The organism is Cupriavidus sp. FW306-01-F10A (genome assembly GCF_058782785.1).
The window spans coordinates 108288-128943 of the sequence record NZ_JBYSYA010000004.1 but is presented as its reverse complement, the minus strand read 5'-3'; the positions used below and the strand labels follow the sequence as shown (position 1 = coordinate 128943).

21 protein-coding genes are annotated in these 20656 nt (G+C 67.1%); 14 read left to right on the top strand and 7 right to left on the bottom strand.

What is annotated here, in order from left to right; translation table 11 throughout:
* A complete protein-coding gene (locus AC3WLF_RS07895; RefSeq protein ID WP_492355861.1) occupies positions 1-594 on the bottom strand; it encodes a histidine phosphatase family protein in 594 nt (197 codons plus the stop codon).
* A gap of 141 nt (positions 595-735) precedes the next feature.
* Here AC3WLF_RS07895 and AC3WLF_RS07890 point away from each other — a divergent pair, with 141 nt between their 5' ends.
* Positions 736-1221: an adenosine-specific kinase gene (locus AC3WLF_RS07890; protein WP_010814398.1), complete on the top strand. Its 486-nt coding sequence runs from the start codon at positions 736-738 to the stop codon at positions 1219-1221.
* A 9-nt stretch (positions 1222-1230) separates the two neighbouring features.
* On the opposite strand, the gene AC3WLF_RS07885 is transcribed toward AC3WLF_RS07890, so the two are convergent.
* The 3 genes from AC3WLF_RS07885 to AC3WLF_RS07875 form a co-directional block, all read right to left on the bottom strand.
* Positions 1231-2910 carry a Na/Pi cotransporter family protein gene (locus tag AC3WLF_RS07885; protein ID WP_492318969.1) on the bottom strand — a complete coding sequence of 560 codons (1680 nt, stop codon included), beginning with the start codon at positions 2908-2910 and terminating at the stop codon, positions 1231-1233.
* Positions 2911-3112: 202 nt separating this feature from the next.
* A complete protein-coding gene (locus tag AC3WLF_RS07880) occupies positions 3113-3724 on the bottom strand; it encodes a LysE family translocator (RefSeq protein WP_492318968.1) in 612 nt (203 codons plus the stop codon).
* 43 nt (positions 3725-3767) lie between these two features.
* Positions 3768-4340, bottom strand: a complete 573-nt coding sequence (locus AC3WLF_RS07875; RefSeq protein WP_010814395.1) for an adenine phosphoribosyltransferase — start codon at positions 4338-4340, stop codon at positions 3768-3770.
* 216 nt (positions 4341-4556) lie between these two features.
* Here AC3WLF_RS07875 and AC3WLF_RS07870 point away from each other — a divergent pair, with 216 nt between their 5' ends.
* Together AC3WLF_RS07870 and AC3WLF_RS07865 are read left to right on the top strand one after the other, a co-directional pair.
* Complete coding sequence (locus AC3WLF_RS07870) at positions 4557-5135, top strand: DJ-1/PfpI family protein (protein ID WP_492358017.1); 579 nt, start codon at positions 4557-4559, stop codon at positions 5133-5135.
* 101 nt (positions 5136-5236) lie between these two features.
* Positions 5237-5611, top strand: coding sequence for a ribbon-helix-helix domain-containing protein (locus tag AC3WLF_RS07865; RefSeq protein ID WP_492358016.1), 375 nt, complete (start codon positions 5237-5239; stop codon positions 5609-5611).
* A gap of 18 nt (positions 5612-5629) precedes the next feature.
* Here the strand turns inward: AC3WLF_RS07865 and AC3WLF_RS07860 are convergent, their stop codons facing one another.
* Positions 5630-7609 carry a monovalent cation:proton antiporter family protein gene (locus AC3WLF_RS07860; protein WP_492318966.1) on the bottom strand — a complete coding sequence of 660 codons (1980 nt, stop codon included), beginning with the start codon at positions 7607-7609 and terminating at the stop codon, positions 5630-5632.
* A 141-nt stretch (positions 7610-7750) separates the two neighbouring features.
* Between AC3WLF_RS07860 and AC3WLF_RS07855 the strand changes: the two genes are divergently transcribed.
* The 11 genes from AC3WLF_RS07855 (at position 7751) to AC3WLF_RS07805 (ending at position 17283) form a co-directional block, all read left to right on the top strand.
* Entirely contained in the window at positions 7751-8734 is a 984-nt protein-coding gene (locus AC3WLF_RS07855; protein ID WP_010814391.1) for a KpsF/GutQ family sugar-phosphate isomerase, read from the top strand.
* A gap of 42 nt (positions 8735-8776) precedes the next feature.
* On the top strand, positions 8777-9406 hold the full coding sequence (gene lptC / locus AC3WLF_RS07850) for an LPS export ABC transporter periplasmic protein LptC (protein ID WP_492318965.1): 630 nt from the start codon (positions 8777-8779) through the stop codon (positions 9404-9406).
* Positions 9407-9473: 67 nt separating this feature from the next.
* Positions 9474-10124, top strand: coding sequence for a lipopolysaccharide transport periplasmic protein LptA (gene lptA / locus AC3WLF_RS07845; RefSeq protein ID WP_492318964.1), 651 nt, complete (start codon positions 9474-9476; stop codon positions 10122-10124).
* A gap of 68 nt (positions 10125-10192) precedes the next feature.
* The gene (gene lptB / locus AC3WLF_RS07840; protein ID WP_492318963.1) at positions 10193-10993 is read left to right on the top strand and encodes an LPS export ABC transporter ATP-binding protein; all 801 of its coding nucleotides are present in this window, start codon (positions 10193-10195) and stop codon (positions 10991-10993) included.
* A gap of 134 nt (positions 10994-11127) precedes the next feature.
* A complete protein-coding gene (locus tag AC3WLF_RS07835) occupies positions 11128-12609 on the top strand; it encodes an RNA polymerase factor sigma-54 (RefSeq protein WP_439671233.1) in 1482 nt (493 codons plus the stop codon).
* Between the two features lie 48 nt (positions 12610-12657).
* On the top strand, positions 12658-13008 hold the full coding sequence (hpf, locus tag AC3WLF_RS07830) for a ribosome hibernation-promoting factor, HPF/YfiA family (protein ID WP_010814386.1): 351 nt from the start codon (positions 12658-12660) through the stop codon (positions 13006-13008).
* Positions 13009-13464: 456 nt separating this feature from the next.
* Positions 13465-13920 (top strand): PTS IIA-like nitrogen regulatory protein PtsN, encoded by a 456-nt coding sequence (ptsN, locus tag AC3WLF_RS07825; protein WP_010814385.1) that lies wholly within the window; start codon positions 13465-13467, stop codon positions 13918-13920.
* 82 nt (positions 13921-14002) lie between these two features.
* Entirely contained in the window at positions 14003-14974 is a 972-nt protein-coding gene (gene hprK, locus AC3WLF_RS07820) for an HPr(Ser) kinase/phosphatase (protein WP_010814384.1), read from the top strand.
* Positions 14975-15136: 162 nt separating this feature from the next.
* Complete coding sequence (locus AC3WLF_RS07815) at positions 15137-15538, top strand: PsiF family protein (RefSeq protein WP_492358015.1); 402 nt, start codon at positions 15137-15139, stop codon at positions 15536-15538.
* 118 nt (positions 15539-15656) lie between these two features.
* Positions 15657-16541, top strand: a complete 885-nt coding sequence (gene rapZ, locus AC3WLF_RS07810; protein ID WP_010814382.1) for an RNase adapter RapZ — start codon at positions 15657-15659, stop codon at positions 16539-16541.
* 82 nt (positions 16542-16623) lie between these two features.
* Positions 16624-17283, top strand: a complete 660-nt coding sequence (locus tag AC3WLF_RS07805; RefSeq protein ID WP_492318960.1) for an LON peptidase substrate-binding domain-containing protein — start codon at positions 16624-16626, stop codon at positions 17281-17283.
* A 31-nt stretch (positions 17284-17314) separates the two neighbouring features.
* Here the strand turns inward: AC3WLF_RS07805 and mutY are convergent, their stop codons facing one another.
* The gene (mutY, locus tag AC3WLF_RS07800; protein WP_492358014.1) at positions 17315-18493 is read right to left on the bottom strand and encodes an A/G-specific adenine glycosylase; all 1179 of its coding nucleotides are present in this window, start codon (positions 18491-18493) and stop codon (positions 17315-17317) included.
* 93 nt (positions 18494-18586) lie between these two features.
* Positions 18587-20539: a dynamin family protein gene (locus AC3WLF_RS07795; protein WP_011614482.1), complete on the bottom strand. Its 1953-nt coding sequence runs from the start codon at positions 20537-20539 to the stop codon at positions 18587-18589.
* Positions 20540-20656 lie beyond the last annotated feature (117 nt).

Below are 20656 nucleotides of genomic sequence, written 5' to 3'. Positions count from 1 at the left end.
TCAGTCCAGCCCGGCGGCCGGCAGCACGCGCGTGCGCCGGGCCGCACCGTTCGGCTGCAATTCGATTGCTGCCCCACCGCCGCTGTCGGCGCCATGGCCGGTCAATGCGGTGATCACCACCTGGTGCGTGACCAGCAGGTAAGGCCCGCCGCGCGGATCGAGCCCGTCGATAAAGCGCGAAAGCTGCGCGGTCTGCGCTTCCCGGCGCTGCGCATCCGCGCCAAAAAATGAATTGAGCAATGGCTGGACCCGCACCGGACCCAGGTCGATCAGGCGGGCGGTGTCCTGGCAGCGGCACCAGGCGCTGCTGTAGACCCGCGTCGGCCGGAAGCCCGCCGCCTTCCAGCTGCTACCGAGCCTCGCCGCCTGCTGCCGGCCGTTCGCGTCCAGGTTGCGCTGGGTCGAACAGTCGTCCAGCTTGAAGCCCGGCGGATCGCCGCCCCCCGGCGCACTCGCATGCCGCAGCACGACGACGACATTGGGGCGTTTCAGCTCACTGACGGCGATTTCGCCCTGTGATGCCGGAACGACCTGGGCGGCGGCCACGCACGGCGCCATGGCAAGCCATGCGAGGAAGAGGCGAAGAAGCGGCATCGGCGTCTCCGTGACGGGCCAGTCCATCCGGTATAGCAGGTACGCGTGCCATGCGAGGATCCCTGCCCGCTTGCATTCACCACCCCGCGCCCTACCATGAACCGGATGGCGGCAAGCCGCGCCGCCATTCTGGAGCCAGCCATGGAACTGACGGTCGTACCGGTCACCAAGCCGGAAGCCACCAACTTCATCTTCGGCCATTCGCATTTCATCAAGACTGTGGAAGACCTGCACGAGGCGCTGGTCGGCACGGTGCCAGGCATCCTCTTCGGACTGGCGTTCTGCGAGGCCTCGGGCAAGCGCCTGGTGCGCTGGTCGGGCACAGATGAAGACCTGATCGACCTGGCCTGCGAGAATGCCCGCGCCATCGGCGCCGGGCATACCTTCGTGATCTTCCTCGGCGACGGGTTCTTTCCGGTCAACGTGCTGGCCGCGGTGCGGGCAGTGCCGGAGGTGTGCCGCATCTTCTGCGCAACGGCCAACCCGACCGAGGTGATCATCGCCCAGACCGATGCCGGACGCGGCGTGGTGGGCGTGATCGATGGCGCCTCGCCGCTGGGGATCGAGACCGATGCCGATGTGGCCGAGCGCAAGGCGCTGTTGCGGAAGTTCGGCTACAAGCTCTAGCGTCGCCGCTCAGTGCTGCGCTGCCTGCACGGTCGGCACCGCCGGCAGGTCGTCTTCCTTCATCCGGCTGCGGTTGAGCACCCCAGCCTGCTCCAGCACCGGATAAGCCGTCGCACAGAACAGCGAATTCAGCCGCTTGAGCTCGCTGATCACGTCCAGGTGCAATGAGCTGGTCTCGATGCTCTCGGCGGTCTGCACCGCCACGCGCTGCAGGTGGGTGCGCGCGTACTTGCGCTCCAGCTCGCGGAAGTTCGCTTTCTCGGCCATCAGCGCCTGCGCGCTCTTGAGGTCTCCGTTGAGAAACACCGACAGGCCCAGCCGCAGGTTGGCGACCAGGCGCGCGTGCATCTCTGCGATTTCCTGCATGCCCGCCTCGGAGAACATCAGGTTGTGGGCGATCTTCTTGTCCTTGGTATCGAGCAGGATGCGCTCGATGATGTCGCCCGCGTGTTCCAGGTTGATGGTGAGCGAGATGATCTCGGTCCAGCGCTGGCCGTCGCGCTCGTCCAGCGCTTCCAGGCTGATGCGCGTCAGGTAGAGCTTGATCGCGGTGTAGAGGTCGTCCACCTCGTTGTCGATGCGGCAGGTGGCGTCGGCCAGCTTGGCGTCGTTGGTGCGCAGCACGCGCAGCATGTTGTCCAGCATCTGCTCGACGCGGTCGCCGATGCGCAGCACTTCGCGCGCGGCGTTGGCCAGCGCCAGCGTGGGCGTGGACAGCGCGGCCGTATCGAGGTGGCGCGGCGTGACCTGGCTGTCGCCGGTATTGCGCCCGGGCAGCACCTTCTCGCACAGCCGCGCCAGTGGCGCGGTGGCGCCCAGCAGCAGCACCGCCAGCGCGACATTGAACAGCAGGTGGAAATTGACGATCAGCCGTTGCGGGTCATGGTCCAGCAGCGCCAGCAGCTCCTCGGCCTGGCCCAGCAGCGGCAGCGCCACCAGGCAGCCCAGCAGGCGCGACAGCAGGTTGCCCAGCGTCACGCGCTTGCCCGGCTGGTTGTTGCCCGAGGTGGTCAGCAGCGCCGAGATGCCCGAACCCAGGTTGGCCCCCAGCACCAGCGCCAGCGCCACGTGGATCGACACCACGCCGGCCGAGGCCAGCGCGCCGCAGAACAGCACCACGGCCAGGCTGGAATAGCACAGGATGGTCAGGAAGGCGCCGACCAGCATGTCCAGCCCCGCGTCGCCGGTCAGCGAGGCGAACAAGACCTTGACACCGGCGGCCTGCACCACCGGACGGGTGGCGATGGAGATCAGTTCCAGCGCCAGCGTGATCAGGCCCAGGCCGATCAGCACGCGGCCGACGTGGCCGGCCCTGCTGCCCTTCCAGGTCAGGTGGCAGATCACGCCGACAAAGATCAGCAGCGGCGACAGCCAGGACAGGTCCAGCGAGAACACCTGCACCATCAGCGCGGTGCCGACGTTGGCGCCGAGCATGATGGCCAGCGCCGGCGCCACGGCGATCAGGCCCTGGCCGACGAAGGAGCTGACGATGACCGCGGTGGCGTTGCTGCTCTGGACCAGCCCGGTGACGCCGAGCCCGGCAAGGAAGGCGGTGAAGCGGTTGGAGACGCTGGTCGACAGGACATGGCGCAGGTTCGCGCCGTAGACGCGCAGGATGCCGACCTTGACGATGTTGGTGCCCCAGACGAGCAGGGCAACGCCTGATAGCAGGTGAAGGAGTACGCCCATGGTGCGCCTTTGTGTGACCGGTGCCGAATACTGACTGGAGGCTCCGCCCGGTCATCGTGTCGTTGTCAAGAGGGCATTATGCGCCCGACACCTGGCACCGGCAACGGCATGGGCCCGCGATGCGGGCCGCAGGCAGCACAGGAACAACACCCTGGAAAGCCACGCCGCGCATGTGGCTGCGCAGCGTTTGGGCGGGCCGGGATCAGGGCAGCGCGACCTTGATCCCCAGCCCGACGAAGATCGCCCCGGCGGCGCGGTCCAGCCAGCGGCCGGTGGCCGGGCGGCGGCGCAGCCAGGCGCCCAGCCAGCCCGCGCACAGCCCGAACAGCGAGAACACCACCGCCGTCTGCAGCATGAAGACCACGCCCAGCAGCAGGAACTGCAGCCCCGGGTGCGCGGCATCGGCGCGCACGAACTGCGGCAGGAACACCAGGAAGAACAGCGTCACCTTGGGATTCATGATGTTGCCGAGCACGCTCTGGCGGAACACGCGCCCCAGCGGCACCGCATCGACGTCACCGCCCTGCGCCAGCCCGCCCCTGGCTCGCAGCGCCTGGATGCCGATCCAGATCAGGTAGGCCGCGCCCGCATACTTGATCAGCTGGAACGCCAGCGGCGACGAGCGCAGCACCGCGGCCAGCCCCACCGCCGCAATCACGGTGTGGAACAGGCACCCGACCGAAAAGCCCAGTGCCGCGACCAGCCCCGCGCGCCGGCCCTGTGCCATGCCGCGCGCCAGCACCTGCAGGTTGTCGGGCCCCGGGGCCACAGTCACGGCAATCGAAGTCAGCAGGAACAGCAACAGGTCAGGCATGGGGTCTCCTTGCGTGGAAATCTTGCGGGCCGGTCAGCGTGGCTCAGTGACCTTCGAACTTGCACACGGTGAACAGCGGCAGCCCGCCGTCCTGCAGCAGCTTCGAGCCGCCCAGTTCGGGCAGGTCGACGATGGCGGCGCCCTCCACCACCGTCGCGCCCAGGCGCTCCAGCAGCTTGCGCCCGGCCATCATGGTGCCGCCGGTGGCGATCAGGTCGTCGACCAGCAGCACGCGGTCGCCGGACTTGCAGGCGTCGGCATGGATCTCGACAGTGGCGCTGCCGTATTCCAGCTCGTACTCCTCGGCCACGGTCTGGAACGGCAGCTTGCCCTTCTTGCGGATCGGCACGAAGCCCAGGTTCAGCTCATACGCGACGATCGCGCCCAGGATAAAGCCGCGCGCGTCGATGCCCGCCACCAGGTCGAGCTGCGCATCCATGTAGCGGTGCACAAAGACATCGATCAGCACGCGCAGCGTCTTGGGGTTCTGCAGCAGCGGGGTGATGTCGCGGAACATCACGCCCGGCATGGGCCAGTCCGGCACCGTACGGATGCGCTCGCGCAGGTAGCCGGTGACGTCGCCGAGCTCGGGGGACTGGATGATGGAGTCTGCCATAGGGGTCTGGAAACGGTAGGCGCGCAGCGTGGCGCGCCAATCAGAAAGAGGGGTCGCAGCGGGTCGCGGCAGGATGGCCGCCGGCGCGGTAACCAGTTACCACCCGCGCCATCGGGGCGGCCAGCACAATGGCCCTGCCGGCCCGCTTGGCTAGCCAGGGGCCGGGCTGCCGCGTCCGGCACCCGCCGGACACCCGTAACCATACAGGAGACCGCGATGGCAAAAAAGATTCTGATGCTGGTGGGCGACTACGCCGAAGACTACGAAACCATGGTGCCGTTCCAGGCACTGCAGATGGTCGGCCACACCGTGCATGCGGCCTGCCCGGACAAGCAGGCGGGCGACGCCTGCGCCACCGCCATCCATGACTTCGAGGGCGACCAGACCTACACCGAGAAGCGAGGCCACAACTTCACCCTCAACGCGAGCTTTGCCGAGATCGACCCCGCCGGTTACGACGCACTGGTCATCCCCGGCGGCCGCGCGCCGGAATACCTGCGCCTGAACGCGCGCGTGCTGGAGATCGTGCGCCACTTCGCCCAGGCGGACAAGCCGATCGCCGCGGTCTGCCACGGCGCCCAACTGCTGGCCGCGGCTGGCGTGCTCGAAGGCAAGACCTGCTCCGCCTACCCGGCCTGTGCGCCCGAGGTGACGCTGGCCGGCGGCACCTATGCCGATATTCCCGTCGACCAGGCCCATACCGATGGCAACCTCGTCACGGCCCCGGCCTGGCCCGCGCATCCGGCCTGGCTGGCGCAGTTCCTTGCCGTGCTGGGCACGCGGATCGTACATTAGAGCTTTCCGCACGCGGCGCCCCCACGCGTGAAGGCACGGTCCGCCCCATAGCGCGAGCCGTGCACATGCACGCCGGCTGCGCCGCCCGCACGGGAGCATCCATGTGTGAAATCTTTATCCGCGCCAATCCGGCGTCGTACCAAAGCCAGTCGCGCTCGCTGCGCCTGCATGGCGTGGCCACCAGCATCCGGCTGGAGAGCCTGTTCTGGGAAGTGCTGGAAGAACTGGCGCGGCGTGACGACATGACGGTCAACCAGCTGATCACGCGCCTGCACGATGAACTGACCGAACATCGCGGCGGCGAGGCAGTGGCCGGCAATTTCTCGTCCTTCCTGCGCGTGTGCTGCCTGCGCTACCTGATGCTGCAGGGCGAGGGCCGCATCCCGGCCGACGCCAGCGTGCCGATCCGCTCGCTGGACGCGCGCGCCGTGCTCGACAACCTGCCGGAATCCTGGGTCGAGGCGCGTTCGCACTGACGCATCCGGCGGCCCTGCTCAGCCGTTCAGGATGCGCGTCTCTGCCGCTTCCAGCGCCTCGGGCGGGCCGCGCAGCACCACGATGTCGCCCGGTTCCAGCACGGTCTCGGGCTCCGGGTCAAAGGCGCGGATGCCGCGCCGGCGCACCGCGGTCACTTCCACGCCGATCCGCTCCAGCCCCAGCACGCCAAGGCGCCGCCCCACCGCCGTGGATTGCGGCCCGAGCGACACGGAGTGCAGCCGCACCGAATCGCGCTCGACCATGTCCTCATCATCGTCGCGGCCGTGGAAATAGCCGCGCAGCAGGCTGTAGCGCGCGTCGCGCGCCTCCTGCACACCGCGCAGCACATGCCGCATCGGCACGCCAAGCAGCACCAGCGCGTGCGAAGCCAGCATCAGGCTGCCCTCGATGATCTCGGGCACCACCTCGGTGGCGCCGGCCTTCTGCAGCGTGTCGAGCTCTGAATCGTCCACCGTGCGCACGATCACCGGCAGCGCCGGCGCCAGTTCCTGCACGTGGTGCAGCACCTTGAGCGCCGATGGGGTGTTGGCATAGGTGACGATCAGGGCGGCGGCGCGGTGGATGCCGGCGGCGATCAGCGCCTCGCGCCGGCCCGCGTCGCCATAGACCACGGTATCGCCGGCCGCGGCGGCCTCGCGCACGCGGTCGGGGTCCAGGTCCAGCGCCACGTAGTTGATGCCCTCGCGCTCCAGCATGTGCGCCAGGTTCTGCCCGCTGCGGCCGAAGCCGCAGATGATCGCGTGCTTCTCGGTCTGCAGGCTCTGCGCGGCGATGCGGGTCATGTTCAGGGACTGCATCAGCCATTCGTTGGCGGCAAAGCGCAGCACGATGGCGTCGCTGTACTGGATCAGGAATGGCGCGGCCAGCATCGACAGCAGCATCGACGCCAGGATCACCTGGATCAGCACCGGGTCGACCAGGTTCAGGCCGTCGATCTGGTTCAGCAGCACGAAACCGAATTCGCCGGCCTGCGCCAGCCCCAGCCCGGTGCGGATCGCCACCCCCTGGCGCGAGCCGAAGACCCGCGCCAGCATCGCGATCAGCACCAGCTTGAACAGCACCGGCACCACCAGCAGCGCCAGCACCAGCCATACGTGGTCGAGCACCACGCGGATATTGAGCAGCATGCCGATGGTGACGAAGAACAGCCCCAGCAGCACGTCGCGGAACGGCTTGATGTCCTCTTCCACCTGGTGGCGGTAGGGCGTCTCGGAGATCAGCATGCCCGCCATGAAGGCGCCCAGCGCCATCGACAGGCCCAGCCGCTCGGTCAGCGCCGCCATGCCCAGCGTCACCAGCAGCAGGTTCAGCATGAACAGTTCCTGCGAGCGGCGCGCCGCCACCACGTGGAACCAGCGGCTCATCAAACGCTGGCCCAGGAAGAAGATGACGCCCAGGGCCACCACGATCTTGACCGTGGCCAGGCCCAGCGCCACCATCAGGTCGCCCGGATCGCGCGACAGCGCCGGGATCACGATCAGCAGCGGCACCACCGCCAGATCCTGGAACAGCAGGATGCTGATGATATTGCGGCCCTGCTCGCTCTCAAGCTCCATGCGCTCGGACAGCATCTTGGAGACGATCGCGGTGGAAGACATCGCCAGCGCCCCGCCCAGCGCCACCGACGCCTGCCAGGACAGCGGGAACAGCCAGTTGAAAGCCCAGCTGGCCGGCACCACCGCCAGCATCGACAGCACCACCTGCGAGCCGCCCAGGCCGAACACCAGCCGCTTCATCGAGCGCAGCTTGGTCAGGTTGAACTCCAGCCCGATCGAGAACATCAGGAAGACCACGCCGAATTCGGCCAGGTACTTGGTCTGCGCGGTGTCGCTGGCCAGCCCCAGCGCATGGGGGCCGATCAGGATGCCGACGGCCAGGTAGCCGAGCATCGGCGGCAGCTGCAGCATGCGGAATGCGACCACGCCGAAGACGGCGGCGGCCAGCAGCACCAGGGTCAGTTCCAGCGGAGAATGCATCAGGCGGTCTGGGTGACCGGCCAGGCGCGCGTCCGACCCGGCACGGGCACCCTGCCGGCAAAATACGGCGAGCACGGCAAGCACGACGTGCGCCATGGGTCGGGCCAGGCGCCATCGCATTCGTTGGTATACTTCGTCGCCATGATAGCCAATTTCGATGCGGATCGAGCACTCAGGCTCGCCCGCGACACTCTCCAGACCGAAGCCGATGCGGTTTCCGCACTTTCCGGACGCCTGAACGGCGACTTTGCCCGTGCCGTGCTGCTGATCCTGCAATGCACCGGGCGCGTGGTCGTCTCGGGCATCGGCAAGTCCGGCCATATCGGGCGCAAGGTCGCGGCCACGCTGGCCTCTACCGGCACGCCGGCGTTCTTCGTGCACCCGGCCGAAGCCAGCCACGGCGACCTGGGCATGGTCACGCGCGACGACGTGCTGATCGCCTTCTCCAATTCTGGCGAGACCGGCGAGCTGCTGTCGATCATCCCGATCGTCAAGCGCATCGGCGCGCGGCTGATCTCGGTCACCGGCAACCCCGACTCCAACCTGGCCAAGCTGGCCGACGTCCACCTGGACGCGGCGGTCGAGAAGGAAGCCTGCCCGCTGAACCTGGCGCCGACGGCCAGCACCACCGCGGCGCTGGCGCTGGGCGATGCGCTGGCGGTGGCGGTTCTCGATGCGCGCGGCTTTGGCGAGGAAGACTTCGCCCGCTCGCACCCGGGCGGCGCGCTCGGGCGCAAGCTGCTGACCCATGTGCGCGACGTGATGCGCACCGGCAACGCCGTGCCCGAGGTGCGTGAAAACACCCCGCTGGCCCAGGCGCTGATGGAAATCACCCGCAAGGGCATGGCCATGACCGCCGTGGTGGACCCGGACGGACACGCCATCGGCGTCTTCACCGACGGCGACCTGCGCCGCCTGCTGGAAACCCCGCGCGACTGGAAGACCGTGCCCATCGGCGACGTCATGCACCGCAACCCGCACGTGGTCAACGAGAACCAGCTCGCCGTCGAAGCGGTGCAGGTGATGGAGGCCAACCGCATCAACCAGCTGCTGGTGGTGGATGACGACGGCCGCCTGACCGGCGCGCTGCATATCCACGACCTGACCCGCGCCAAGGTCATCTGAGCGGGCGCGGCCCGGCACAACCGGCACAACGCCAAGGACACCATGCAGGCACTCCTCGCCTCCCTCAGCGGCATCTTCATGCGGCTGCTGCCGCTGCTGCTGATGGCCTTCGTGGCGGGCAGCACGTTCTGGCTGGTCCAGATCAACTCCCCCAAGGAAGACCCGGCCGCGCAAAGCGCCAAGAAGCATGAGCCCGATTACTTCATGGACCGCTTCTCGGCCACTGAGCTGGCGCCGGACGGCAGCACCAAGATCCGCTTCACCGGCGAGCGCATGATCCATTTCGAAGATGACCAGACCTACGAGGTGACCCGGCCCGCCATGCGCGCGTACGAGCCGGATCGCCCGCCGGTCACCGCCCGCGCCGATATGGGCCGCATGAACGCCGAGGGCTCGGTGATCGACCTGTACGGCAACGGCTTCGTCATGCGCCAGCAGGGCGTGGACGTGTCCAAGGACCCGCAGCTGACCGCCGCATCCAGTTATTTCCAGCTGCTGGTCAATGACGACATCGTCAAGACCGACAAGCCGGTCAAGCTGACGCGCGGGCCGTCGGTGATGACCGCCAACGGCCTGATCTTCAACAACGTCACGCGCGAAGTACAATTGCTCGGCAATGTACGCGGCACCATCATCACCGGGCCGACCCCGGGCCGCGCGCCGGGGTCCTGAGCCCCGGCCCGGGGGCCGCACCAACCCGCACCAACGTACCCAGACGCCCTCAAGCAACCCTGCCAACATGACTGCTTCCCTGACGACATCGTCCCGTCGACGCACCGCCCCGGCCCTGCTCGCCCTGGCCATGGCCTTCGGCCTGCTGGCCCAGCCCGCCCTGGCCGAGCGCGCGGACCGCGACAAGCCGATGGTGCTGGAGGCGGACAACGCCAGCTACGACGACGTCAAGCAGATCTATACGCTGACCGGCAACGTGGTGCTGACCAAGGGCACCATGATCCTGAAGTCCGACGCCGCCGAACTGCGCACCGATCCCGAGGGCTACCAGTTCGCGGTGGCCACCGCCAAGCCGGGCAAGCAGGCCTACATCCGGCAGAAGCGCGAAGGCGTCGACGAATACATCGACGGCTGGGGCGACCGCATCGAGTACGACGGCAAGCAGGAGTACTCCAAGCTGATCGGCAATGCCCGCATGGCGCGCCTGCAGGGCGCCAAGCAGGTCGACGAGATCCGCGGCGCGGTGCTGACCTACGACAGCCGCAAGGAGTTCTACACGGCTGCCGGCGGCGGCAGCGGCGACGCCGCGGCCGCCAATCCGTCCGGCCGCGTACGCGCGGTGCTGTCGCCGCGCCAGGACCAGAAGGCCGGCGCCACGGGCAGCAGCGGCTCGCCGCTGGACCTGAAGCCAGCGCCCGCGCCTGCCAACAAACCCTGACGCCTGGCGCCGGCTGCGTGCATCGCATGCGGCCGGCGCCGGAAACGCCTGAACGCCAGACTGTGCCAATGACCGATACCGCAACCATCGCCGACAAGCCTTCCGTCGAAGCCTCCACCGTCCTTGCCGGCGGCAGCACCCTGGTCGTGCGCCACCTGAAGAAGCGCTATGGCTCGCGCACGGTGGTCAAGGACGTCTCGCTCGACGTGAAGAGCGGCGAGGTGGTCGGCCTGCTCGGGCCCAACGGCGCGGGCAAGACCACGTCGTTCTACATGATCGTGGGCCTGGTGGCGCTGGACGAAGGCGATATCGTGCTCGACGGCGACCACATTAGCGGCCTGCCGATCCACGAGCGCGCGCGCATGGGGCTGTCGTACCTGCCGCAGGAAGCCTCGGTATTCCGCAAGCTCAACGTCGAAGAGAACATCCGCGCGGTGCTGGAGCTGCAGCTGGACAAGGGCAAGCCGCTGGCCAAGGCCGAGATCGAGCGCCGCCTCGATTCGCTGCTCGACGACCTGCAGATCGCGCACCTGCGCAACAACCCGGCGCTGTCGCTGTCGGGCGGCGAGCGCCGCCGCGTGGAAATCGCGCGCGCGCTGGCGTCGTCGCCGCGCTTCATCCTGCTGGACGAACCCTTCGCCGGCGTGGACCCGATCGCCGTGGGCGAGATCCAGCGCATCGTCAGCTTCCTCAAGGCGCGCAATATCGGCGTGCTGATCACCGACCACAACGTGCGCGAGACGCTCGGCATCTGCGACCACGCCTACATCATCAGCGAAGGCACGGTGCTGGCCGCGGGCCAGCCCGAGGAAATCATCGCCAATGACGCAGTGCGGCGCGTCTACCTGGGCGAGAACTTCCGCATGTGATGCAGCGGCCTGCCATGGAGCGGCAGGCCTATTCGCGGGCGCACGTGGGCCTGCCACAGCCAGCAGCGATCAGACCGCATAAGCGATAGCAATTTCCGTTCCAACAACGGAAAGATGCGCATAGAATAGGTCGCATGAAACCGTCGCTACAGCTCCGCCTTTCCCAGCATCTGGCCCTGACCCCGCAACTGCAGCAGTCGATCCGGCTGCTGCAGCTTTCCACGCTGGAACTGCAGCAAGAGGTCGAACAGGCGCTGACGGAAAACCCTCTGCTCGAACGTGAGAACGACTGGATCGAAAGCCCGCTGCGCGTTGCGGCCGACGGCTCGGTCAACCTGCAGAGCGCACCGGCGCCCGCGCCGGCAGAGCCGCAGGGCAATGGCGAGGCCCGCGCCGATGGCGCGGCTGACGACGACAGCTATGGCGACAGCGGCAACGGCGACGACTATGGCAGCGGCGACTGGAGCCTGGACGACTTTGCCCGCCGCCCCCAGGGCGACGAGGATGAAAAAACGCCGATGCAGCTGCGCGAAGCCGAGCCCACGCTGCGCGAGTACCTGATGGAACAGCTCACGCCGCTGAAGATCTCCGCGCGCGACAAGGGCCTGGCCATCTTCCTGATCGAATCACTCGACGATGATGGCTACCTGAGCGCATCGCTTGAGGAGATCTGCACGGAGTTGCCGGAAGAACTCGAGTTCGAGATCGAGGAAGTCCACGCCATCCTCACGCTGCTGCAGAGCTTCGACCCGCCCGGCGTGGGCGCGCGCAACGCCGCCGAGTGCCTGGCCCTGCAGTTGCGGCGCCTGACGCACCCGCAGCGCGAACTGGCCCTGAACATCGTGACCAACCACCTGGAGTTGCTCGCAGTACGCGACTACACGCGGCTGAAGAAGGCGCTGCAGGTCGATGAAGCGGCGCTGAAGTCCGCACACGAACTGATCCGCTCGCTGGCGCCCTACCCCGGCCATGCATACAGCCGCCCGGAGGCGGACTTCGTGGTGCCGGACGTGTTCGTGCGCAAGGGTGGCGGCGGCTGGATCGCGCAGCTCAATCCGGATGTGATGCCGAGGCTGCGCATCAATGACATGTATGCACAAATCCTGCGTGGCGCGAAGGGTGAGTCCGGCACCGCCGGGCTGCAGCAGAAGCTGCAGGAGGCGCGCTGGCTGATCAAGAACATCCAGCAGAGGTTCGACACAATCCTGCGTGTCTCGCAGGCCATTGTCGAGCGTCAAAAGAACTTTTTCAGCCACGGCGAAATCGCCATGCGCCCCTTGGTTTTGCGGGAGATTGCCGATACACTGGGTTTACACGAGTCAACCATCTCCCGGGTGACGACCAATAAATATATGGCAACGCCGATGGGTACTTTCGAACTGAAGTACTTCTTCGGCAGCCACGTGTCCACCGAAACCGGTGGCGCGGCTTCATCAACGGCCATCCGCGCCTTGATCAAGCAACTGATAGGAGCCGAAGACCCGAGGAATCCCCTTTCCGACAGTCGCATTGCCGAACTGCTGGGCGAACAAGGCTTCGTTGTCGCACGCCGCACCGTTGCCAAGTATCGCGAAGCCCTGAAGATCCCCGCAGTCAATCTCCGCAAGTCTTTGTAGCCGAGCCCACCGCCTGCCTGGTGAGGCTCTTTCAGAAGGAGAAGCGCTATGAACTTCAAGATCAGTGGACACCACCTGGACATCACGCCCCCTCTGCGTGAGTACGTGGAAACGAAGCTGGAGCGAATCGTCAGGCATTTCGATCAAGTCATTGGCGTTAGTGTGCTGCTCTCTGTCGACAACCATAAGGAAAAGGACCGGCGTCAGTACGCGGAAATCAATCTACATCTCAAGGGCAAGGACATCTTTGTCGAAGCGCATCACGAAGACCTGTATGCAGCGATCGACGCACTCGTCGACAAGCTGGACCGTCAGGTGATCCGCTACAAGGATCGCGTGCAAGGCCACGACCGCGAAGCGGTCAAGTACCAGATGGCCGCAGCGCAAATGCAGCAATGACCGTGCCCGGCAGCCCCGCAGCGGGCTGCTGAATCAGGATTGAACAGGCAAGCCGCGCCACGAAGCGCGGCTTTTTTGCGCCCTCGCGTTCCCGGTTGCCGCCGGCATGCCGCGCCCGCACTGGCGGCGCGGCCCGGCTGTGGCGCCGGAGCCAATGCTTTTCACCCGAATGAGCAAGGGTGTTCGCAAGCGCAGCGCCAAGGTGTATGCTGCGCCATACAAAGAGAGGGAATCCTGGCCGTGCCCCGCACCGGTGCACCGGCTCCCCGCCGCGGAGGCACGATTGCATCACCATGTATCGTTCTGCACCGGCTTGCCCCGTTGCGCTGCACAATGCGGGAGTAGTCGCTGCTCTATAATGGGCCGGACGCCTCCGGCCAGGCCAACGGCAGGCCGGAGCCAGCCCACTGCCCGGCGGGGCGGTCCGCCCGCTAACTGAAATCCTGCGCATCGCCCATGAATCGTTTGGCCAAATTGCTGCCACCCGGCAACATCACCCTCGACGTCAGCGTCACCAGCAAGAAGCGTGTGTTCGAGCAGGCCGGGCTCCTCTTCGAGAACAACCATGGTGTGGCGCGCGCCATCGTGACGGACAACCTGTTCGCGCGCGAGTCGCTTGGATCCACCGGCCTGGGCGCCGGCGTGGCAATCCCGCACGGCCGCATCAAGGGCCTGAAGCAGCCGCTGGCCGCGTTCATGCGCCTGGCCGAACCAATTCCGTTCGAATCGCCCGATGGCAAGCCGGTATCGCTGCTGATCTTCCTGCTGGTGCCCGAACAGGCTACGCAGCAGCACCTGGAAATCCTATCCGAAATCGCGCAACTGCTTTCCGACCGCGACATGCGTGAAGGGCTGGCCACGCTGCCCACGCCCGATGCCGTCCATCAGTTGCTGATCGCATGGCATCCCTGATCCCCTGATCCCCCAAGCGGGCCGGCACCAGACCGGGCAGGCGCCAAGGCGCTTCGCAAAACCGCCCCACCAGTCATACCGCATGGAACTCACCGGCGTCACCTCCCAGTCCATCTTCGACGACAACGCAGCCGACATCAAACTCTCGTGGGTGGCCGGCCTGGAAGGTGCAGACCGCGCCTTCGACGTGGAGTTCGCCCGCGAAGCCACCTCCGCCGCCGACCTGGTGGGCCACCTGAACCTGATCCACCCCAACCGCATCCAGGTGCTCGGCAAGCCCGAGATCACTTATTACCAGCGGCTCGACGACGAGACCCGCAAGCGCCAGATGGGCGAGCTGATCCTGCTGGAGCCGCCCTTCCTGGTGATCGCCGACGGCATGGAGCCGCCGCCCGACCTGGAACTGCGCTGCACGCGCTCGTCCACGCCGCTGTTCACCACGCCGGTGTCGTCGGCCGCGGTGATCGACCACCTGCGCCTGTACCTGTCGCGTATCTCCGCACCGCGCGTGACCATGCACGGGGTATTCCTCGACATCCTGGGCATGGGCGTGCTGATCATGGGCGAATCGGGCCTGGGCAAGAGCGAACTGGGCCTGGAACTGATCTCGCGCGGCCACGGGCTGGTAGCCGACGATGCCGTAGACTTCGTGCGCCTGGGGCCGGATTTCATCGAAGGCCGCTGCCCGCCGCTGCTGCAGAACCTGCTTGAAGTACGCGGCCTGGGCCTGCTCGACATCAAGACTATCTTCGGTGAGACCGCGGTGCGCCGGAAGATGAAGATCAAGCTGGTGGTGCAGTTGGTGCGCCGCAATGACGGCGAGTTCGAGCGGCTGCCGCTCGATTCGCAATATCTCGATGTGCTGGGCCTGCCCATCCACATGGTCAAGATCCAGGTGGCGGCCGGGCGCAACCTGGCCGTGCTGGTCGAGGCAGCGGTGCGCAACACCATCCTGCGCCTGCGCGGCATCGATACGCTGCGCGACTTCATGGACCGGCAGCGCGCCGCGATGCAGGCCGATGCGGTTTCGCGCGGCCAGGGCCGCCTGCTCTGAGCGCCAGCGTTTTCATTTGCTTACAACGACGTTGACGCAGAACGTCAACGTTCTTCAGGCATGCTCCGTTTTGTGCTGTAATGGGCATCGCGCCCGTTACGGAAGCTGCAACGCCGGCAATGGCGAGCGGCCATGAAGTTTTCCACACCCAGGAGAGCAAGCATGAAGAAACTGATCGCGATGTGCGCGCTGGTCACCCCGATGATCGCCGCCAGCGCATTTGCGCAGACCACTGCCACGCCGGCAACCCCCGCCACGCCAGCCACGCCAGCCAAGCCAGCGGCCACCGCCCCGGCAACACCGGCCATGCCTGCCACGCCTGCCACCCCGGCTAACCCGGACAAACCCGCAGCCAATTCCCAGCAGGACAAGATGAAGGCCTGCAATACGCAAGCCGCCGGCAAGAAGGGCGACGAACGCAAGGCGTTCATGAAGGAATGCCTGTCCAAGGGCGCATCCAAGACCCAGCAGGAGAAAATGGCCTCCTGCAGCAAGTCGGGCAAGGGCAAGAAGGGCGACGAATACAAGGCCTACATGAAGGAATGCCTGTCCAAGGCAGCCTGAGCCGCAACCAGCTCCGCAAGCTGACGCCAAAAGCATGGCGAACCGCGAGGTTCGCCATGCTTGCTTTTGCGCGTGGTGTCATGACGCCTTCATCACGTGATGCTATGCTTCAGGTGCTATGCGCATCATCCTCATCACCGGCATATCCGGTTCCGGCAAGTCCGTCGCACTGAACGTGCTCGAAGACGCAGGCTACTACTGCGTGGACAACCTGCCGGCTCAGTTCATCCCGGAACTGACCCGCTATCTCGACAGCCAGGGCTATACGCACCTGGGCGTCGCCACTGACATCCGCAGCCGCGAGTCGCTCGACCAGTTGCCCGACACCGTGCGCGCGCTGGCCGCGGAGCACCAGGTCGAGGTGGTGTTCCTGACCGCCAGCACCGATGCACTGGTGCAGCGCTACTCCGAGACGCGCCGCCGCCACCCGCTCTCGGTCCGTACCGACGGCGTGCCGGGCCCGGGTGGTGAACCCGCCTTCAACGACACCGCGCTGATGGAAGCGATCGAGATGGAGCGCGCGCTGCTGAGCCCGCTGGCCGAGGCCGCGCACCGCATCGACACCAGCAATGTGCGCACCAATACGCTGCGCAGCTGGATCAAGGAGCTGATCCGCGACGACAGCCAGCGGCTGACGCTGCTGTTCGAGTCGTTCGGCTTCAAGCACGGCGTGCCCAGCGATGCGGACATGGTGTTCGACGTGCGCTCGCTGCCCAACCCCTATTACGACCTGGCCTTGCGCCCGCTGACGGGGCGCGACACGCCGGTGATCGACTTCCTGCAGGCCCAGCCGATGGTGCTGGCAATGGCCGAGGATATCCGCGCCTACGTGGAAAAGTGGCTGCCAAGCTTCATTGCCGACAACCGCAGCTACCTGACCGTCGCGATCGGCTGCACCGGCGGCCAGCATCGCTCGGTCTATATTGCGGAAAGGCTTGCCAACTACTTCCGGGCGCATGGTAATGTGCTGGTAAGACACCGAGAGCTCGCACCGGCGGGCTGACGCAGGCGGGACTGCCAACTGGCATCTGCGCGCCGCGTTGGCCGGCTGGCCCATTGCTGCGCGATACCCAAGCTGGCACTGCATGTCCTCGACCGACCTCTACCGTCCCACGGGATCAGAAGATCCGCCGCGGACGCTCGACAACCTGCCGCTGTTCCCGTTGCACACCGTGCTGTTTCCCGGTGGACGGCTGCCATTGCGCGTGTTCGAGGCGCGCTATGTCGACATGGTGCGCAACTGCCTGCGCGACAACACGCCCTTTGGCGTTTGCCTGATCGAAAGCGGCGAGGAAGTGGCCCGGCCGGACCAGCCCACCGTGCCGGAACCGGTCGGCTGCCTGGCGGAGATCGTCGACTGCAACATGGAACAGCTGGGCGTGCTCTTGATCCGCGCGCGCGGCCGCGAGCGCTTCCATATCGTCAGCCACGACACCCGCGACGACGGCCTGCTGGTCGCCCGCGCCGAGGTGCTTCCCCCCGACATCATCGACTGCAAGCTGGAGCTGCTGGGCGAATGCCTGGATGCGCTGCGGCGCATTGTCACGCGGCTGCATGCCGAGCAACCCGACCGGCTGCCGTTCGACGAGCCCTACCTGTGGGACGACCCGAGCTGGGTCGCCAACCGGCTGTGCGAGTTGCTGCCGGTGCCGCTCAAGGCCAAGCAGATGCTGATGGCGCTGCCCGATGCCGGCATGCGCATCGAGATCGTGCACCGCTACATGCGCCAGAACCACATGCTCTAGGCGCGGATCCCGCAGATGCGCCTGCCAGGCTTCAGAACAGCCCGCCGCGCGCCTGGTCCTCCAGCAGCCTGCGCACCGGCGCGGGCGTCCCCACCACATCGAGATCGTCAAGCGAGATCCAGCGCTGCGCGGCTTCCGCGGCGCCGCCCTGCGCCATCAGGCTTGCGCCGTCCGCGCTCACATCGACCCGGATGGCACGGATCAGCAGGCGGAAGTGCGTGAACACGTGGGTCAGCTCGCCGGTCAGCGCGGCGCGCGCGGGCTTGCCGAAGGCGCGGGCATAGTCGAGCGCCGCCGCCTCGGCGGCTTCCGCGTCGAAGGGCACGCTGTCGACCGGCATCTCCGGCAGGCTCCACAAGCCGCCCCAGATGCCGCTGCCCGGGCGCAGGCGCAGCAGCACTTCGCGCTGGCGCCGCACCAGCAGCATTACCGTGCTGCGCTCGGGGATGGCCGCGCGCGGCTTGGGCGTGGGCAGCACGCCGGTGAGCCCGTCGCGGCGCGCCACGCAGTCGGCCGACAGCGGGCACGCACCGGCATCGGCCAGGCAGGCCGGCTTGCCGCGCGAGCACACCGTGGCGCCCAGGTCCATCAGCCCTTGCGTATAGGCGATCATGTCCTCGGCCTGGCGCGGGCCTGCGGCCGGCAAGGCCAGCTCGGCCAGCTGCCACATGCGCGTTTCCACCACGCGCTCGCCCGGATGGCCGTGGATGCCGAAGCAGCGCGCGAACACGCGCTTGACGTTGCCATCCAGGATAGGAGAACGCACGCCGGCGCTGAACGCGGCGATCGCCGCGGCGGTGGAGCGGCCGATGCCGGGCAATGTGGCCAGCACCGCGGGATCGGTCGGGAAACGGCCACCATGCTCGCTCACCACCTGCATGGCGCAGCGGTGCAGGTTGCGTGCGCGCGAGTAATAGCCCAGCCCCGCCCACAGCGCCATGACCTGGTCGGCAGGCGCCGCCGCCAGCGCCTGCACCGTGGGCAGCTGCGAGACAAAGCGCTGGAAGTAGTCGATCACCGCGCTCACCTGGGTCTGCTGCAGCATGATCTCCGACAGCCAGATGCGGTACGGGTCGCGCGTGTTCTGCCACGGCAGGTCGTGCCGGCCATGCTGGCGCTGCCAGTCGACCACGCTGGCGCCGAAGTCGGGCGGCACGCAGATATCGTCGGGGATGGCGGGAACGGCGCGGGGGGCTGGTTTGCGGGGCATCTGGGTAAAACGTTCTGAAGCGCGGGGGCGCGCGGCGCACCAAAGAAAAAGGCGCCGCTAAGTGCGGCGCCACATGATATACCGGCTTCAGGATCAGGCCACCGCAAGGCTCGCGCTGTCGGCTGCAGCCGTCGGCCGCAGCAGCCGCTGCGCGTAGCCCTCGATACGGCCGCTGCGCTCGTCCAGGCCGTTGAGCACTTCCTCGAGCTCGGCAATGCGGCTTTCCAGCGTGTCGGTGGCCTCGTGGATGCGCTCGATCGAATCGACGCGCCGGCGCAGCTGCTTCTGGTGCTCGCGCACCTGCGCTTCCAGCGGCGTCATTACCGACTTTAGCCAGACCTCGATATCGCGGTTCAGGTCGCGGAAGTTCTCCAGCACGCGGCTGGCCATGGTGCTGAAGGCGCTCTGGACCAGCTGCGGGCGCGAGCGCGTCAGCATGCTGACCGTGCCGAAGTGCGCATGCACCAGGCGCAGCGTTTCCTCAAGCTCGGCCACGTAGCGCTCGGCAGTGAACTGCATCGGTGCGGGCAGCGTGAAGCCGTGCTCGGCGTTGAAGCGCCGGTACATGCTTTCGATCAGCTGGTGCAGCTGGCCGATCTTGTTGTCGGCATCGGTCACCAGCCTGGTCAGCTGCGCAAACAGCGCGTCCATGTCTTCGCGCAGTCCGCGCGAGAAGAAGCGCTCTTTCATCTGCTCGCGCGCGCTGCGCATGGTCAGGCGCACGTCGCGCAGTTGCAGGCTCTTGATGATGTCGGCACTGTGGCGGCCGAAGACCAGGCGCAGCGCCTGGAACTTGCTGATGCTCTGCTCGAACTCTTCCTTCTCGCCCTGCACCCGCATCAGCATGTGCTTGACCATCGCGTGGTTCTTGCCGCGCAGGCCGCGCAGCTCGAACAGCTGCTCGACGATATCGCGGCGGCGGCTCTGCAGCAGCTGCTGCGCGGCGCGCGCCATATCCTGCACCAGCCGGTGCGCCTGGTCCGAGACGATCTCGCGCCGGCGCGGGATCAGCTGGTCGGACAGCACGTGCTCGAACTCGGGCAGGCCGCTGCGCGCCAGCAGCTCGTCGTCGTGCGTGACCTTGGCCACCAGGCCCTTCTGCGCCGATACCGGATAGACGCGCGACTGTTCGATGCCCAGCACCTGCGCGGTGGTGGACACCTGCCGCGCGATCTCCTGCGCGATCTCGCCCGGCTCGCGCAGCGGATCCCACAGCCCGTCGATCTTGTTGAGCACCGCCAGGCAGCCGCGCCGGTGGCCGGCGCCGACATGGCTGCGCCACAGCTCCAGGTCGCTCTTGGTGACACCCGCATCGGCGGCCAGCACGAACACCACCACATGGGCGTCGGGGATCAGCCGCAGCGTCAGCTCGGGCTCGGTGCCGATCGCGTTCAGGCCGGGCGTGTCCAGGATCACCAGGCCCTGGCGCAGCAGCGGGTGCGGGAAATTGATGACGGCGTGGCGCCAGCGCGAGATCTCGACCATGCCCTCGGCATCGACCGCGTAGGCGGCATCGGGATCGTTCTCGTGGTACAGGCCCAGCGCCTCGGCCTGCGCGGGAGGCACGCGCACGGTCTGCACCACGTGCTGGAACGCAGCCAGCATGCCCTCGGGCGAAGACGGGTCCAGCGGCACCGAATGCCAGTGCGAAGCCGAGGTGCCGGCCTCCAGGAAGTCGGCGGTAGAGGCCTCCTGCAGGCGTGTCTCGATCGGCAGCAACCGGATGCACGGCGGCTCGGCCTCGTCATAGCGCAGCTCGGTCGGGCACATCGTGGTGCGCCCCGCCGACGACGGCAGGATGCGGCGCCCGTAGTCGGCAAAGAAGATGGCGTTGATCAGCTCGCTCTTGCCGCGCGAGAACTCGGCAATGAACGCGACCTTGAGCCGGTCGCTGCGCAGCACGCTCTGGATGCGCTGCACGCGGTCATCGGCCTGGGCGTCGTACAGGTCGTGCTGCTGCAGCCAGGACTGGAATTCGGCCAGTGACTGGAGGACCCCGGTTCTCCAGGCGCCGTATTGTTCGAATTGGTGGGCGAGCGTTGTCATGGAGCTGTTCGGCTGACTTGGTTTTACCTCGGGGCACGCCGCTTGCGCGCTGCGCCCGTGTTCGCACAATGCCGGCCTGACCACTGCCTACCCGGCAAGCGGTTGGGCCGTTTTGTA